This window comes from Chryseobacterium sp. RR2-3-20 (genome assembly GCF_017808115.1).
Taxonomy (GTDB): Bacteria; Bacteroidota; Bacteroidia; order Flavobacteriales; family Weeksellaceae; genus Chryseobacterium; species Chryseobacterium oryzae.
The window spans coordinates 1-15,319 of record NZ_JADQBD010000009.1 but is presented as its reverse complement, the minus strand read 5'-3'; the positions used below and the strand labels follow the sequence as shown (position 1 = coordinate 15,319).

Here is a 15,319-nt window from a genome sequence, read left to right as displayed (position 1 = left end):
TTTAAAAAAAGTAAAACACTATGTCAACAATTAAAGTAGGTATTAACGGGTTTGGTAGAATCGGTCGTCTTGTTTTCAGAGCAATGACAGAAAGAAGCAACATCGAAGTTGTAGGTATCAACGATCTTATCAATGCAGAATACATGGCTTATATGCTTAAATATGATTCTGTACACGGAGTTTTCCCAGGAGAAGTTTCTGTAGAAGGTAATGATCTTGTGGTAAACGGAAAAAAAATCAGAGTAACTGCTGAGAAAGACCCGGCTAACCTAAAATGGAACGAAATCGGTGCAGATTACGTAGTAGAATCTACAGGTTTGTTCCTAGATAAAGAAAGTTCTGCAAAACACCTTACTGCAGGTGCTAAAAAAGTTATTCTTTCTGCTCCGTCTAAAGACGATACACCAATGTTTGTAATGGGTGTAAACCATAAAGACCTTACAGATGATGTAAAAATTCTTTCTAATGCTTCTTGTACTACAAACTGTTTAGCTCCTTTGGCTAAAGTAATCCACGATAACTTCGGAATCGTAGAAGGTTTAATGACGACTGTACACGCTACAACTGCAACTCAAAAAACGGTTGATGGTCCTTCAATGAAAGACTGGAGAGGTGGTAGAGCTGCTTTAAACAATATTATCCCTTCTTCTACAGGTGCTGCAAAAGCAGTAGGAAAAGTAATCCCTTCTTTGAACGGAAAATTAACAGGTATGTCTTTCAGAGTACCAACTGTTGACGTTTCTGTAGTAGATTTAACAGTAAGACTTGAAAAAGGTGCTTCTTATGAAGAAATCTGTGCTGTAATTAAAGCTGCTTCTGAAGGTGAATTGAAAGGTATTCTTGGATATACTGAAGATGCTGTAGTTTCTCAGGATTTCGTAGGAGATAAGAGAACTTCTATCTTCGATAAAGATGCAGGTATCATGCTTTCTCCAAACTTTGTAAAACTTGTTTCTTGGTATGACAATGAAATGGGATACTCTAACAAATTAGTTGATATGTTAATTCATGCAGCTTCTTTGTAATCGGTAATGTGCGATAAGCAATGAGTAATATAAAGAGGCTGTCTCAAAAGGGCAGCCTCTTTTTTGTGCTGAGTTGAAAAAAAACATTTTTAGGGTTTTGTTTTTATAAAAACTTTGAAAAACAAAGCTAAAAAAGTCAAAAAACAGTCTATTTCAGGCTGCTTTTGCCATTTTTTTGAGATTATGGGCAATGGCTAGGATGCCGATTTCTACCTCGACCTTGGTTTTTCCTCGAAGCATAAAGCGTTTAAAGTTTTTGTTGTGTTTGAGCTCTGCAAAAACAGGTTCAACATCGTGACATCGCTGTTTTCGGAGTTTAATGCCTTTCTTGGTATTGAGAAGTTTAAAAGCCTTTTCTCTGATTTTTGCCAGTTTGGGATTGTTTTGAGAAGTGGTTATTTGTCCCGATTTTTGATCTTTTCTGAAGTAATTGTATTTAATATAAGGTTTTATTTTCTTGTTTTTCAGTAGGTTATAGTTTTCTTCTGAACCATAACCGGCATCGGCAACGAGCTCTTTCGGAACTTTATGATAGCGGTCTTCAAAACCTTTTAAATGAGACTCCAATGTTTTGGTATCCGTAGGATTGGGATGGATGGAATAATGTAAAATAAATTGTTTATTCGTAGAAATCTGTAGATTATAGGCCGCTTTGAGCTGTCCGTTTCGCATATGATCCTCATTGCTCATTATTACATATTTATTGTTTTTTCAATGGAATTCGCGAACCTTCGGTTTCATCCGCATAAAAGTAGCATCTGTATCGGTTTTGGAATAAGAGTTTCTGGCTTGTAAAATCGCCTGTTGCTTTTTATATTTATCCAAATTGTTTGCCCAGTTTTTCTTGGCATAATTCAGTTTCTGGCGAACTTTTGAAGGTGTTTTTTTATCCTTCAACACCTCGTTGATCTTGTCTATGGTTTGTGCTACTTTTTCGGAATCAATCTCCTTAAAATCGATGTTTTCAGTGTTTTGAAGCTCTTCTTTTGCCACACTTTCTGCATAATTCCAAAGTTCTTCCAGTTGCTCTGCAATTCTTACCTGATGCTTCTTGATGGCTCTTCCCCAAACAAAAGTATAGCGGTTGGCGTTGGCCTCTATCTTGGTCCCATCTACAAAAGTGGTTTCCAGGCTTACCAAACCTTCCTTCTCCAAAAGCAAAACAATTTGTGTAAAGATGGCTTTTACTTCACCTTTTAATCGCTCGCTACGAAACCTGTTCAACGTATTATGATCAGGACGGCTCATCGCCGAAAGCCACATAAAATGGATGTTTTCTTTCAATGCCTGTTCCATTTTCCGGCTTGAATAAATGTTACTCAAATAACCATAAATCAATACTTTCAAAAGCATTTTCGGGTGGTAAGATGAAGTTCCTCCCGGTTTATAGCTTTTGATTAAGTTTTTAATATCCAAACCATCGATGATGTTTGAAACTATTTTCACAGGATGCTTTTCATCAATCAACTCCGATAAATTCGGAGGAAAAAGCAAATTTTCTTTGGGATTGTAATCTTTAAAGACTACTTTTGACTTAGTTAGCACACAGCAAATTACGAAATTTGCAACTATTAGGAAAGCCGAGGCTTTCCTTTTTTGCATAAAAAAGGCTATCTCGCTTTTGAGACAGCCTCTTTTTTGTTTATTTTAGACACTATCTCATAAAGTATGTAAGTTAAAAAGTTGAGGCTTGGATTTTATAATCTGAGCCTTTTTTCAAAAATAAGCATAAATTGGTTTAAAACAATTCCCCAATTTTGGATTGGCATTGTCCATTTTTTGATCGATTCTTTTATAGCGAGATACACTGATTTCAAGACTGCATCATCAGTAGGAAAAGACATCTTATTCTTGGTGTATTTTCTTATTTTCCCGTTGAGATTTTCAATTAAATTGGTAGTGTAAATGATTTTTCGGATTTCAAGAGGGAATTCAAAAAAACAGTTAATTCGTCCCAATTATTTCTCCAGGACTGAATGGCATATAAATATTTACTTTCCCATTTAGAAGCAAAATCTTCTAAGGCGGCCTTTGCAGCGTCTTTTGTAGGGGCTGTATAAATGTGCTTCATATCGGCAGAAAATTCTTTTCTGTCTTTCCAAACCACGTATTTACAAGCGTTTCTAATCTGATGAACTACGCAGATTTGGGTTTGAGATTCAGGGAAAACAGAACGAATGGTCTGGGTGAAACCATTCAGATTATCGGTTGCTGTGATGAGAATATCCTCAACACCACGGGCTTTCAAATCAGTTAAAACGCTCATCCAAAAGCTGGAACTTTCGTTCTTTCCGAGCCACATTGACTACGTCGAATCTTCGATTTCCAAGTACTTCCTTTCTTCCTTCTCGGTTTAATCCTACTGCTAAATAAATGGTTTTATTGATGACTTTTGAGTTCTCCCGAACTTTAAAAACGATTCCATCCATCCACACAATAAGATATACATCATCCAAAGGTCGGTTTTGCTAGGCGACTACTTCACTGGCAACCGCACTGGTGATTCGGGAGATAGTGGAAGTAGAAACATCAAAATTATACATCTCACGGATTTGTTCTTCGATATCGCTCACGCTCATACCTTTAGCATAGAACGAGATGATAATATTTTCCAAACCATCGATAATATTGTGTCTTTTAGGAACTAAAGCAGGTTCAAAACTACCTTCTCGATCTCTAGGGACTTTAATCTCAGACTCTCCAAAAGAGGACTTTATCTTCTTGGTTCCGTGACCGTTTCGATAATTTCCGCCGGTAGTTTTATCATGTTTTGTATTGTCCAGATGGCTATCCAGTTCGGCATCCAGCGTGTGTTCTACTGCCTTTTTTTGCAGTTCTTTGAAGAATGAAGTTAAATCTTCTCCAACTTTTGAAAGATTTGTAAAAATCCTTGTTGTTTAATAATTCTTCTTTGTCGATCATAACTATGTAGGTTTAAAAATAGTAAAAAGTTATTTCCGAAAAATTTTTTGAGCTTTAAGGACTCAAAATTTTTCAGAATAACTTTTTAACTTACACAGTTAGTGAGATACTACCTTATTTTATTTATTAAATATAGTAGCAAAAACCTAAGTACCCGACTGAATTATTTTTTTCCTTTTTGTTTGTTCTGCTCATAAGCTTTGTTATCAAGAAAATCACCGAGCTTTTTTAACTCCGGATCTGGTGAGCCGTCTTCCTTAAAGTATTCTGATCCATCTTCAAGTTTTCCTTTTTTATAAGTTATCTTCATTTTCAGCTGCCCGTCTTCATAATATTCTTTACACTCACCATCCCTATTCCCATTGGTATAATTGCAGGTTCTTTTAGGTTTTCCATTAGAATGATATGCTTTAACCATACCTTCCCCTTTTTCATTCACCAAATTTTTAGTTATAGCTAATTGCCCGTTCTCATGATATTCTTTATATTCTTCGTTGAGCTCTTTATTCTTATAATTTATAATTTTGCGGGGCTTTACTGACTCATAATTCCACTTACATTCACCATCTTTCTCTTCATTGATATAATGAAATTCAGATTCTGTATTTCCATTTTCATAAAACCCTTTTGATAAACCGTTTAATTTTCAGTTTTTATAGGTTTCAGTTTTTTTTGGTTTACCGCTTTCGAATAATATTTAACTTCATTTTCAACCTATCCGTTAACGAAATTTCCTTTAACAGCAACCTGTCCGTTATCAAAATAATGTGTATATTCTCCTTTTGGTTTTCCATCAACTACACTAACAAAGAATGCCAGCTTTCCGTTTTCATAATAATTTTTCAGTTCACCATCTGCGGCTTATCATTTTTATAGTTTTCAACCCCCATCAGCTTCCCGGATTTATAATACATTTTGGATTCACCGTCAAGCCGTCTGTTTTTATAACTCATGAGATATTTTAGTTCTCCCTTATCATAATATTCTTTATTTTCTCCTTCTCTCCCGCCATCCGCATTTTTATAGCTTTCTTCCTATTTGAGCTTTCCGTAATCGTAATATTCTTTGTATTCTTTATTCTGTGCGTTCGCAATTCCAAGTCCCAGTAATATAACGAAAAGGATAAGTGATTTTTTAATAATCTTAGTTGTTATTGTTTTGCTTAATTAGGTCTGTCTATTTTTTTCCTTCGATACTCTATTTCGTAGCTGTTTCAAACAATACTCTTCTGAGTACTGTAACATTAGCGGAATGAAAAATAACTACAACCCCAGATCTTTGGGCTCTATCCGCGGTTCACTTTCTTTGATATTATGTTTTTTGCAAAATTCAGTCACGGTATATCCGTCTCCAATGGGCATCTGCATACCTCCTGTCTGAGAAGTCCATCTGAGCCATTTTGCTCCTTCTTCCTTCTGTCCTCTTTCTACCAATATTCTGCCTATCATCGCCTGTGCAGTTGATTCATTTTTGGCAAGCATATAATATTTAAAAGCTTCATCCACATTCCGTTCAGTACCATAACCGGAAAACAGGAAATTGGCTGTCCGGACTCTTCCACTATTATCTCCGCCATCAGCCATTTTTTTATAGATAGAAAAAGTTGTTTTCGGGTCATTTAATTTTTCATCATAGGTTACGCCAAAAAAGCCTAATGCCCAGTAATCTTTCTTGTCTAAAGCTTCTTTAGTGGCTTTGTCCATCCACTTTCTTGCTTTAGCCAAGTCCTTCGGAACATACATTCCAACAATATAAGTATAGGCTATGGAAAACATTGCCCAGGCATCTCCCTTTTCAGCAGCTTCATAATATGCCGGAATAAATTGTTTATATAATTCTTTATCAGTAGGAATGATTTTTTCTTTTTCCAGTTCAAACCGATGTTTTGCTCCCTGAGCCCGCAATCGGTCATATAGATAGGCTAAATCCTTTCGATAAAAATTGACTTTATCATAATCATATTTCTGATATTCATCTGCTACAGCATCCAGCAACGTACGGCCTCCATCTTCAAAACCGACATCATTAAACCGGGGAAGTTTAAAATACAATGCCTCTCCTAAGAAATGATTCCGGAAATTCCGCAGACCCGATTTATAAAAAGAAACTGTATGTACCCCATCATGGCAGCCAATTTTATCCCCATTCTTTTCCCAAAAGCTGCGAAGTTTTTCACCTATTATCTTCTCAGGATCTCCATTGACAATACCTGCCGCTTTAAAAATTATGGCTGCATATTCATAATTTGTTGTATCATCGTCATCATCATGGTTATCAGTCATTGCCTTGTAGGCATAACACAGATTTTTATCAAATCCCAGCAGCTTCATTCCTTCCTTAAACTGATCATTCTCTTTAAAATGAATAGGTTTTGGAAAATGAATATTATACCAGCCACCAGGTTTTGTAAGAACATTGATAGGCTGACTTAAAATTTTCGTATCAGATTGTGCATTTACAATTCCTAATCCGAAAAATATGATAATCGCTTTCATAGTAATAAAGTTTATTTTTTCAGGATACACATGCAGGACAGTTTATATGAATTTCTCTTACAAATTGAGCCACAAGTTTTATTTACTGTTTTTTAATATTTCAATGGTTTTCATTACACTTTTTGCTTCTTTATCCAACACATAAAATCCTACTTTTTTTGTATACCCGTTAGAATTAATAGAAAAGTGGATATAATCAATATTTCCATCTTTTTTTGTTATACCGGCCTCTTTGATTTCCGGCCATTCTATATTAGAATAATATTCATTATAAGTTTCCTCATCATTGCCGAAAAAGCTAAACACATTTACATTGACTGTATATTTCAAAATATCATTTTCATAGGAGGCTTTTTCAATCCTTAAATCTCCAAACTTTTTACCATTCAGTTTTTGTATAGCTTCGTTAATCGTTTTTTTGCGTCTGCTGTTTGGGCTTTCCCTATTCCTAATCCAAGTAATAAAACAAAGAGTAAATATGGTTTTCATATTAAACTGTTTAAAGTATTTCCGGCTATTATTTTAGCTCAATAGCTGACGCTTCATCAAAATCACGACAATTATGCTGGGCGTAATTGGATAAAATATTATCTACGCAGGCTGTTGTCACGTAAGCCTGTTGCGGTGATCCGCCGGGACTGTTAACGGCAAACAGCTGTCCGTCCTCAAAGATGAATTTCGATCCATCGGAAAAGCTCATAGGAAAACTTATCAGATCAGGTAAAGTGTAAACTCCTTTAAAACTGTTCATCAGTTTATAATTTTTATGAGTTTGCATACTGAGGTCTCCCTGCGGGTAGCTGAAATTCATTAAATATCCCAGACACTGCGGTTTACCGCAATATATCTCGTCTTCAAAGTTGATGCGGAACTGCAGCTGAAAATAGCCGATATTATTCTCCACTTTTACCTGTTTATAGCGTACCTGTAAAGGTTTATCACTTTTGACAAAAAGCCATTTCCCGAACACTGCATCCGGATCTTTTGCTTTTATGGCCTGTGCATCCGCAATTCCCAATCCCAGGAATACAGCGAAAAGGATGAGTAATTTTTCATAATCTCAGTTTTATTGTTTACGATCTGTATATTCTTTATTTTACAAGATAATGCTGTCAATCTAAAGCCAGTAATCCCGTGCCGCTCATAGCTTTATTTCTACAAAATTCCTTAAACCGAAAGTCTTTTACAATACCGCAAAAAGGTAATTTTTTGAAATCGTTATTTTTTATATTTTTATGAAAACATTAAGTATGGATAAAAAATACCCGGCTCATCCCAAAAAGCAGCATTCCCTCGCAAAAGTATGGAACAGTTATCCTGATTTTTTCCAGAATAATAATGCCGGTATATTGCTGGCTCCCTCCATTGAACGCATTATCGGAGAAATATTTGCTCGGGGTCAGTTTTATTATTGCAGGATCAAATTTGCCGCCAGCACTTTATGTAGCCATCATGAAAATATCCTGTCCATGCATGGTTTTCACAAATATCCCACGCATCTTAAAGAAGTCATACACCTGATCCATCCCGATGACCTTGAATTTGTAATGTAAGCAGAGAAAATGACAATAGAAAAAATCAAGGAAATTGGATGAGAGTATCAGACTCAACTGAAAAACAGTTACTGTTTCCGGATGAAAACGGAAAAAGGCAATTATGAAATGTTTCATCATCAGTATTTGCACATTCTTAAAAATGAAGAAGGCAAGCTGTTACAGGCCTTAAATATCCACACTAATATTCAGCATCTTACTATGGAAAACGCTTATACCGTTTTAGTTTCGGGAATCGGAAACCGGAAAGATTTTCACCAGATGCATTACAATATGGAACAGAAAAATATACCTCACGAAGTACTTTCAAAAAGTGAAACAGAAATTTTAGGTTTTATTGCCAAAGGTTATTCTGCATCTGAAATTTCAAAAATCCTGAATATTTCCTTCTATACCGTTCGCACGCACAGAAAAAATATTCTAAAAAAAACGATCCCAAAAATCCCTCGGAGCTTATGAAAAAATGTTTTGAATGGGGATTAATATAACTTTAATTTAACGTCAGATTCTTCAGCGACCAAATTCCTCCGTTGTAAATATTCAAATCTATTTTAGAATTAATTCCATAGACAATGCCGTTTTCTGTAAACTGCCAAAACTGCCATTGGTCTTCTGAGGAAGGCTCCGCCACGTCATTATAATTGGCAAGCCAAATGGGATAACCATCAAACTCTCCTCTCAGAAAATCTTTATAATAATGATAATACGTATAAATAATTGGCTTCTTTCCGTAAGTATTTTCTACAATTTTACACCAAACTTTCAAATCTTCAATTAATTTTTTGTTAGATTTTTTTCTTGGCATTTTTTCAATATCCAATACAGGAGGAAGATCACCACTTTCAAGTTTTACATTTTCAAGAAAATTATTTGCCTGAATAACCGGATCTTCATCTGCTCTGTAAAAATGATAAGCACCGCGAATAAGATTATGCTTTTTTGCAGATTCCCAAAATTCATCAAAATTTTTATCGGCACTGCGGTTTCCCATTGTCGCCCTCATCACCACAAACTCTAAAGGAATCGTTTTATTTCCTATACTTAAACTGTCCCATTTTATATCTTCTTTATTCTGATAATGAGAAATATCGAATCCATAAGTCTTATCCAGATTATCCGAAAGTATTTTCTGAATTCTTAAAGACTCACTTTCAGTATTCTGAAGTTTTTTATGTGTAAACTTATTAAAATACATGGCGTAGTAATAAGTTATAGACTGTTTTAGATAAAAGCCTGTTCCCACCAGTGCAAGGATAAGTATCAGCAATAGAATTCTTCTACGGAAAAAATAATATTTCCATCTCTTTTTATGTATTCTTTTGGCAGTTTTTTTGGTGTACTTTTTACCACTCATAAAGTTTTGCAAAACTAACTTTTTGTGTCATAAAATACTAAATAAAAAGAGTAAATTTGTTCATTATGGAAACAAGGGAAAAGATTATTATCATTGGAGGTGGCTTTGCAGGGCTTCAGCTGGCAAAATCGCTCAACAATAAAAATAAAAAAGTTATTGTTCTGGATAAAGTAAACCACCACATGTTTCAGCCTTTATTTTATCAGGTTGCCTGTGGAAGAATAGAGCCTTCCAACATTTCTTTTCCTTTCAGAAAAATATTTCAGAGATCCAGAAATACACAATTCAGGCTTACGGAAGTAAAAGAGATTATCCCTTCACAAAATAAAGTAATTACAGACGGAGCAGAATTTTCTTACGATAAATTAATTATTGCCACAGGTTGTAAAACCAATTTTTTCGGTAACAAAGAATTAGAAACTAAAGCTTTCGGTATGAAAAATACTCAGGAAGCAATTAGCATACGAAATCATGTACTTATCACTTTCGAAAAGCTTATTCTCGAGAAAAGCAGAAGCGATGATGGCAATTGGAATATTGTGATTGTTGGAAGCGGGCCAACCGGAGTTGAACTTGCCGGTGCCTTCGCAGAAATGAAAAAAGAGATTCTACCAAGGGATTATCCTTATATGAATTTCGATCATCTTGAAATTATTCTGGTAAGTTCTACCGAAAAACCATTGGCTGTAATGAGTCCCGAAGCTCAGGAAAAATCTGAAAAATACCTAAAAGAGCTTGGCGTAAAATTTTTGAGTGGTGAAGTGGTTACCGATTACGATGGTGATAAAGTTTACCTTAGAAGTGGAAAAGAAATACCTTCTAACAATGTAATTTGGGCAGCTGGAGTAACAGGTAACGTGATTGATGGTTTTCCTGCGGAAAATCTTATGCGAAACCGTTATATTGTAGATCGTTTCAATAAAGTGAAAGGTTATCATAATATTTTTGCGATTGGAGATATTGCGTATATGGAAACTCCAAAATATCCACAGGGACATCCACAAGTGGCTAATGTAGCAATCAATCAGGCAAAAAATTTAGGCAAAAACTTTCTTCGGAAAAATAAAAATGAATGGGTAGAATATGAATATAAAGACCAAGGTTCTCTAGCAACTATCGGGAAGCACAGAGCTGTTGTAGATTTGCCTTTCATCAAATTTCAAGGTTTTTTTGCTTGGTATTTTTGGATGTTTCTTCATTTAATGCTTATTTTGAGCGTTCGAAATAAACTGGCAATTTTTTTCAATTGGATGTGGAGCTATTTCAATAAAGATTCTTCATTAAGGTTAATAATTGCCCCCAATAAAAAAAACTGTACACAGCAATGAGAATTGATATCATAAGCGTACTTCCAGAATTAATGGAGAGTCCGTTTAAAACTTCTATTTTAAAAAGAGCAGTAGATAAAGGAATTGTAGAAGTACATTTTCATCAGTTGAGAGACTGGTCTGTAAACAAACACAGACAAATTGATGATGAGCCTTATGGTGGCGGAGCAGGAATGGTAATGATGGTAGAACCTTTAGATAAATGCATTTCTGAGCTGAAATCTCAACGCGATTACGACGAAATTATTTATCTTACTCCAGACGGTGAGACTTTAAACCAAAGAATTGCTAACACGCTTTCTATTAAAGACAATCTCATTTTTCTTTGTGGTCATTATAAAGGGATAGATCAGCGAGTACGAGAACTACACATTACAAAAGAAATTTCTATTGGCGATTTTGTACTTACTGGGGGAGAATTGGCAGCTTGTGTTTTAGCAGACTCTATTATTAGATTAGTTCCCGGAGTTTTAAATGATGAACAAAGTGCTTTAACAGATAGTTTTCAGGACGATTTGCTTTCTCCTCCCATTTATACACGACCAGAAACTTATAAAGGTTTAGAAGTTCCTAAAATTTTATTAAGCGGAAATTTCTCAAAAATTGAAGAATGGAGGTACGATCAGGCTTTAAAGATTACCGCCGAAAAAAGACCAGATTTATTGTAAAGACATTCAAATTATAACATTGAAAAATAAAAGAGATTGAAAATTATTGTATTTCAATCTCTTTTTTAATTTTATTATTCATTCTTAATATAAAATAACATTTTATGATATGAATTTAATCATTAACTACCTTTTTAATTAAATATTTTTAATAAATTTATACGAATAAAATTCAGTTTGTTAGTTAAAATACAATGATGGAGCTTTTTGCTTTCTATAATGTTGAAAATTTGTTCCTACCCGATCCTCCTCCACTTCACAGGTTAGATCCCACTCGATCTGGACTAAGAAATTGGGATGAAAGAAAATACAGAATAAAACTTTCAAAAATTGCGCATGTTTTTCGTTTGATGAAAGAACAGTACGGCGTTCTTCCCTGCATTATAGGACTTTGTGAGATTTCCGGAAGAAAAGTTCTGGAAGACCTCCTTACTCTCGATCCTTTTAGCTCTCAATACGGTATTCTTCATTATAATTCTTTGGATGAAAGAAAAGTAGATGTTGCTTTAATATATGATAAATCTAAAATTGAAGTTCTAGACTCTGAACCCATTACTTTTTTCTTTGAAATAGTAGACCGTAACCCCGAAAATTACGATACAACAAGAGATGTACTTTTTGCAAAACTAAAGCTAGGATCAGAAATAATCAATGTATTTGTGGTTCATCTTCCTTCTAAAAGAGAAAAAGATATTAATCTTCCCAAGCGCAATTTTATTCTGAATGAAATAAGAAGCAAAGTTTTAAAAATAATGCAGACAGATAATGAAAAAGTTATTGTCTGCGGGGATTTCAATGAAAATCCAGATGAAGAAAACCTTGTTAATTTCCTTTTTGACAACAGTAGAAATAAGGTTTTAAGAAATCCGTTTCAAAACCTTTACAGCAATAAAAAATATTCTACGTTCCATTATAAATCAGGTTTACTCTTCGACCAGATTATACTCTCAGAAAATTTTTTCGATAAAGATACAAAGTGGCAGTTTTATAAAGCCGATGTATTCAGCCCGGAAAGTATAAGAGCACGACAAAGAAATTCTGAAGACAGACCTTTTCGCACTTTTGCAGGTACAAGATATCTTGGTGGTTTTAGCGATCACTACCCTGTTCTGGTGAGTTTAAAAGAAAATTTAATATAAAATACAAATATGAGAAACACGAGCACCACCACTTACGAATTAGATCATTTAGATAAAGAAATCATCTATATGCTTATGGATAATTCTAAAAGTTCTTTAACGTATATTTCTAAACAGATAGGGATTTCCACCACAGCTGTTCATCAAAGAATAAAAAAACTTGAACTTGCAGGCGTAATAGAAAATGCAATTTCTATTCTTAATCCACGAATGATTGGTTATAAAGTAGTTTCCTATATCGGCATGTTTCTCGATCAGCCAAGCCATTATTCTGATGTTGTAAAAGCTCTTAAAGAAGTAAATGAAGTCGTTGAAGCGCATTATACCACAGGAAATTATACCATATTCCTGAAAGTGCTTTGCAAAGACAACGATCATTTAATGGAAATTTTAAGATTGCTTCAAAAAATGAAAGGAGTAACAAGAACAGAAACTTTCATATCTTTGGAACAAGGTATTTACCGACAATTAAAAGTTTAATAATTATGAATATTGCAGAATATTTAGACTCCACTTATTTAAAAACTCCGGAACAGTCCGGATTATCTGTAGCAGAAACTTTACAGAAAGACAAAGAACTTACTCAGGAAGCTATCGATAACGGAATTTTTGCCGTTATGATTCGTCCTGACTGCGTTGCTGAAATTAAAAAATATATTAAAGAACGCAATTCTAGTGTTGCTGTAGGAACCGTAATCGGTTTTCCAGAAGGTACAGATTCTATAGAGAGAAAAATTGAAGAAGCAAAAAAAGCAATTGCAGATGGTGCAGACGAACTCGATTTTGTAATCAATTATAAAGCTTATTTGCAACAAGATCTAAACTTTGTAAAGGATGAATTTATAAAATGTACTCTTTTATGCATTCAAAATAAAAAAATTGCAAAATGGATCATCGAAATTGCAGTATTAAGCAATCAGGAAATTGCAAATCTGACGAAAAAAATTTCAGAATGGGCAGAAGAAAATTTTGATGAAAAAGACTTAAAAAACATTTTTATTAAATCATCAACAGGTTTTTATAAAACGGAAAACGATAAACCTAATGGAGCAACGTTTGAAGGAATTAAAATAATGCTGGATAATGCTGGAAAACTACCGGTAAAAGCGGCCGGAGGAGTAAGAACCCCAGAAGACGCAGAAAAAATGATTAATATGGGGGTTAAAAGAATAGGAACATCTTCTGCAATATCATTAATTCAAAATAAAATTTCGGAAGGATATTAATAAAATAGTTATAAAATATAAACCCATCAATATTTGATGGGTTTATATTTATTATTGAGCTTGATATTCTGCGTAAAATTCTTTAGCTTCCTGAATGACCACATCCATTTCCTCCAAAGTAAAAACTTCTAAAAACTTTCTTCTGAAATCTTTGAAATGAGGCACTCCACGGAAATAATTACTATAATGCTGTCTCATTTCTACAAGGCCCAATCTTTCACCTTTCCACTCGGCACTCCATTCTGCATGCTGACGGACAGCCAATAATCTATCAGAAATAGTTGGCGGATCTAGATTTTCTCCGGTTTTAAAAAAATGCTTAATTTCATTAAAAATCCATGGATAACCAATCGCAGCACGACCAATCATAATACCGTCACAGGCAAATTTATTTTTATATTCCAAAGCTTTTTCAGGCGAATCAATATCACCGTTCCCAAAAATTGGAATTTCTATATTAGAATTTTGTTTAATTCTTGAAATATGCTCCCAATCTGCCTCACCTTTATACATTTGTGCACGTGTTCTTGCATGGATTGTGAGAGCTTTAATTCCTGTCTCCTGCAAACGTTCAGCAACTTCATCAATATTAATTGTATGACTGTCCCAACCTAAACGGGTTTTTACCGTAACAGGAAGGCTTGTAGACCTTACAACAGCTTTTGTAAGCTTAACCATTAAATCAATGTCTTTTAAAACACCCGCACCTGCACCTTTACAAACTACTTTTTTTACTGGACATCCAAAATTAATATCTACTAGATCTGGATGTACTGTTTCCACAATCCTCGCAGACATCGCCATAGCATCTTCATCACCTCCGAAAATTTGGATTCCAACTGGACGCTCATAATCAAAAATATCGAGTTTTTTACGACTTTTAATAGCATCCCGAATTAGTCCTTCTGAAGAAATAAATTCTGAATACATTAAATCTGCACCATGCATCTTGCAAAGGCGTCTGAATGGAGGGTCACTAACATCTTCCATAGGAGCCAATAAAAGCGGAAATTCCGGCAGCTCTATATCCCCAATTTTTATCATGGTGCAAATCTACGAATTTTAAAATTTAAAAGTAAAAGGATAATTATAGTGTGAAAAATGATTAAACATACCATATAAATAATTTTATAATATTTTAAAATAAATTCAGAATAACAGTCAAAATATCCATTACAAAATTTAAATTATTTTTAAATCAATAAAACCTAAAATAAAAAATTGGTTATATACATGCATATATAATAACAGTAACATTGAAGATGAAAATATTTAAACAACCATTTACCAAGGTAGGATAAAGAAGTACATTTTAAACCGATTAAAACGAAAAAGTAATTTTTCTGACTTTGAACTAAGATAAAACCACTAATGATATAATTGCCAATTCAATATATTTTCAGTGTTTATTGAATGGGTTTAAGAGCATCTTTTGGGATTTGGATTGATATTAGGATTGGATTTGGATTTTAATAAAAACAGGATACAATAAAAAAACCTCATACATTTCTGTATGAGGTTTGAAAAAAACTGGCGGCGACCTACTCTCCCGCTTTCGCAGTACCATCGGCGCTAGAGGGCTTAACTTCTGTGTTCGGAATGGGAACAG

16 protein-coding genes, 1 rRNA gene and 4 pseudogenes are annotated in these 15,319 nt (G+C 34.3%); 8 read left to right on the top strand and 13 right to left on the bottom strand.

From position 1 onward, the window contains the following. The first annotated feature begins 20 nt into the window (after positions 1–20). The gene (gene gap, locus IV513_RS03795; protein ID WP_209389183.1) at positions 21–1,025 is read left to right on the top strand and encodes a type I glyceraldehyde-3-phosphate dehydrogenase; all 1,005 of its coding nucleotides are present in this window, start codon (positions 21–23) and stop codon (positions 1,023–1,025) included. A gap of 153 nt (positions 1,026–1,178) precedes the next feature. Here gap and IV513_RS03790 read toward each other — a convergent pair. The 10 genes and pseudogenes from IV513_RS03790 to IV513_RS03750 form a co-directional block, all read right to left on the bottom strand. Next, positions 1,179–2,627 (bottom strand): annotated as a pseudogene (locus IV513_RS03790) (IS1182 family transposase). Positions 2,628–2,722: 95 nt separating this feature from the next. Continuing rightward, a pseudogene (locus tag IV513_RS03785) lies at positions 2,723–3,947 on the bottom strand (IS256 family transposase). A gap of 163 nt (positions 3,948–4,110) precedes the next feature. Further along, positions 4,111–4,530: a toxin-antitoxin system YwqK family antitoxin gene (locus tag IV513_RS03780; protein WP_369074865.1), complete on the bottom strand. Its 420-nt coding sequence runs from the start codon at positions 4,528–4,530 to the stop codon at positions 4,111–4,113. Beyond that, positions 4,531–4,584, bottom strand: a pseudogene (locus tag IV513_RS16055) (hypothetical protein); the annotation flags it as partial. A 77-nt stretch (positions 4,585–4,661) separates the two neighbouring features. Further along, a complete protein-coding gene (locus IV513_RS16050) occupies positions 4,662–4,766 on the bottom strand; it encodes a hypothetical protein (RefSeq protein WP_369074864.1) in 105 nt (34 codons plus the stop codon). A gap of 23 nt (positions 4,767–4,789) precedes the next feature. Further along, the gene (locus IV513_RS16045; RefSeq protein ID WP_369074863.1) at positions 4,790–4,900 is read right to left on the bottom strand and encodes a hypothetical protein; all 111 of its coding nucleotides are present in this window, start codon (positions 4,898–4,900) and stop codon (positions 4,790–4,792) included. Beyond that, positions 4,892–4,945 (bottom strand): annotated as a pseudogene (locus IV513_RS16040) (hypothetical protein); the annotation flags it as partial. The gene IV513_RS16045 and the pseudogene IV513_RS16040, both read right to left, overlap by 9 nt. A gap of 264 nt (positions 4,946–5,209) precedes the next feature. Then, positions 5,210–6,442 carry a tetratricopeptide repeat protein gene (locus IV513_RS03760; RefSeq protein ID WP_209389182.1) on the bottom strand — a complete coding sequence of 411 codons (1,233 nt, stop codon included), beginning with the start codon at positions 6,440–6,442 and terminating at the stop codon, positions 5,210–5,212. Positions 6,443–6,520: 78 nt separating this feature from the next. Continuing rightward, positions 6,521–6,931 (bottom strand): hypothetical protein, encoded by a 411-nt coding sequence (locus tag IV513_RS03755; protein ID WP_209389181.1) that lies wholly within the window; start codon positions 6,929–6,931, stop codon positions 6,521–6,523. Between the two features lie 28 nt (positions 6,932–6,959). Further along, positions 6,960–7,460: a hypothetical protein gene (locus IV513_RS03750; RefSeq protein WP_209389180.1), complete on the bottom strand. Its 501-nt coding sequence runs from the start codon at positions 7,458–7,460 to the stop codon at positions 6,960–6,962. 232 nt (positions 7,461–7,692) lie between these two features. Here IV513_RS03750 and IV513_RS15780 point away from each other — a divergent pair, with 232 nt between their 5' ends. Both IV513_RS15780 and IV513_RS15775 read left to right on the top strand, forming a co-directional pair. Beyond that, positions 7,693–7,995 carry a hypothetical protein gene (locus tag IV513_RS15780; protein ID WP_245168849.1) on the top strand — a complete coding sequence of 101 codons (303 nt, stop codon included), beginning with the start codon at positions 7,693–7,695 and terminating at the stop codon, positions 7,993–7,995. 81 nt (positions 7,996–8,076) lie between these two features. Beyond that, complete coding sequence (locus tag IV513_RS15775) at positions 8,077–8,454, top strand: helix-turn-helix transcriptional regulator (RefSeq protein ID WP_245168848.1); 378 nt, start codon at positions 8,077–8,079, stop codon at positions 8,452–8,454. 31 nt (positions 8,455–8,485) lie between these two features. On the opposite strand, the gene IV513_RS03740 is transcribed toward IV513_RS15775, so the two are convergent. Then, entirely contained in the window at positions 8,486–9,349 is an 864-nt protein-coding gene (locus IV513_RS03740) for a glycoside hydrolase family 25 protein (protein WP_209389179.1), read from the bottom strand. 65 nt (positions 9,350–9,414) lie between these two features. Between IV513_RS03740 and IV513_RS03735 the strand changes: the two genes are divergently transcribed. The 5 genes from IV513_RS03735 to deoC all read left to right on the top strand — a co-directional run bounded on the left by IV513_RS03735 (position 9,415) and on the right by deoC (position 13,710). Beyond that, positions 9,415–10,677, top strand: coding sequence for an NAD(P)/FAD-dependent oxidoreductase (locus IV513_RS03735; RefSeq protein WP_209389178.1), 1,263 nt, complete (start codon positions 9,415–9,417; stop codon positions 10,675–10,677). Next, the gene (gene trmD / locus IV513_RS03730) at positions 10,674–11,345 is read left to right on the top strand and encodes a tRNA (guanosine(37)-N1)-methyltransferase TrmD (protein ID WP_209389177.1); all 672 of its coding nucleotides are present in this window, start codon (positions 10,674–10,676) and stop codon (positions 11,343–11,345) included. Before IV513_RS03735 ends, trmD begins: the two co-directional genes overlap by 4 nt. Before the next feature lie 194 nt (positions 11,346–11,539). Next, complete coding sequence (locus IV513_RS03725; RefSeq protein WP_245168847.1) at positions 11,540–12,484, top strand: endonuclease; 945 nt, start codon at positions 11,540–11,542, stop codon at positions 12,482–12,484. 9 nt (positions 12,485–12,493) lie between these two features. Continuing rightward, complete coding sequence (locus IV513_RS03720) at positions 12,494–12,964, top strand: Lrp/AsnC family transcriptional regulator (protein ID WP_209389176.1); 471 nt, start codon at positions 12,494–12,496, stop codon at positions 12,962–12,964. A 2-nt stretch (positions 12,965–12,966) separates the two neighbouring features. Beyond that, positions 12,967–13,710 carry a deoxyribose-phosphate aldolase gene (deoC, locus tag IV513_RS03715; RefSeq protein ID WP_209389237.1) on the top strand — a complete coding sequence of 248 codons (744 nt, stop codon included), beginning with the start codon at positions 12,967–12,969 and terminating at the stop codon, positions 13,708–13,710. 51 nt (positions 13,711–13,761) lie between these two features. On the opposite strand, the gene dusB is transcribed toward deoC, so the two are convergent. Together dusB and rrf are read right to left on the bottom strand one after the other, a co-directional pair. Further along, the gene (dusB, locus tag IV513_RS03710; RefSeq protein WP_209389175.1) at positions 13,762–14,754 is read right to left on the bottom strand and encodes a tRNA dihydrouridine synthase DusB; all 993 of its coding nucleotides are present in this window, start codon (positions 14,752–14,754) and stop codon (positions 13,762–13,764) included. 484 nt (positions 14,755–15,238) lie between these two features. Continuing rightward, a 5S ribosomal RNA gene (gene rrf / locus IV513_RS03705) occupies positions 15,239–15,319 on the bottom strand; the annotation flags it as partial.

Coding starts and splice junctions, on each gene's coding strand:
- gap (WP_209389183.1), top strand. CDS start 21: ATGTCAACAATTAAAGTAGGTATTAACGGGTTTGGTAGAATCGGTCGT.
- IV513_RS16045 (WP_369074863.1), bottom strand. CDS start 4,900: ATGAGTTATAAAAACAGACGGCTTGACGGTGAATCCAAAATGTATTAT.
- IV513_RS03760 (WP_209389182.1), bottom strand. CDS start 6,442: ATGAAAGCGATTATCATATTTTTCGGATTAGGAATTGTAAATGCACAA.
- IV513_RS03755 (WP_209389181.1), bottom strand. CDS start 6,931: ATGAAAACCATATTTACTCTTTGTTTTATTACTTGGATTAGGAATAGG.
- IV513_RS15780 (WP_245168849.1), top strand. CDS start 7,693: ATGGATAAAAAATACCCGGCTCATCCCAAAAAGCAGCATTCCCTCGCA.
- IV513_RS15775 (WP_245168848.1), top strand. CDS start 8,077: ATGAAAACGGAAAAAGGCAATTATGAAATGTTTCATCATCAGTATTTG.
- IV513_RS03740 (WP_209389179.1), bottom strand. CDS start 9,349: ATGAGTGGTAAAAAGTACACCAAAAAAACTGCCAAAAGAATACATAAA.
- IV513_RS03735 (WP_209389178.1), top strand. CDS start 9,415: ATGGAAACAAGGGAAAAGATTATTATCATTGGAGGTGGCTTTGCAGGG.
- trmD (WP_209389177.1), top strand. CDS start 10,674: ATGAGAATTGATATCATAAGCGTACTTCCAGAATTAATGGAGAGTCCG.
- IV513_RS03725 (WP_245168847.1), top strand. CDS start 11,540: ATGATGGAGCTTTTTGCTTTCTATAATGTTGAAAATTTGTTCCTACCC.
- IV513_RS03720 (WP_209389176.1), top strand. CDS start 12,494: ATGAGAAACACGAGCACCACCACTTACGAATTAGATCATTTAGATAAA.
- dusB (WP_209389175.1), bottom strand. CDS start 14,754: ATGATAAAAATTGGGGATATAGAGCTGCCGGAATTTCCGCTTTTATTG.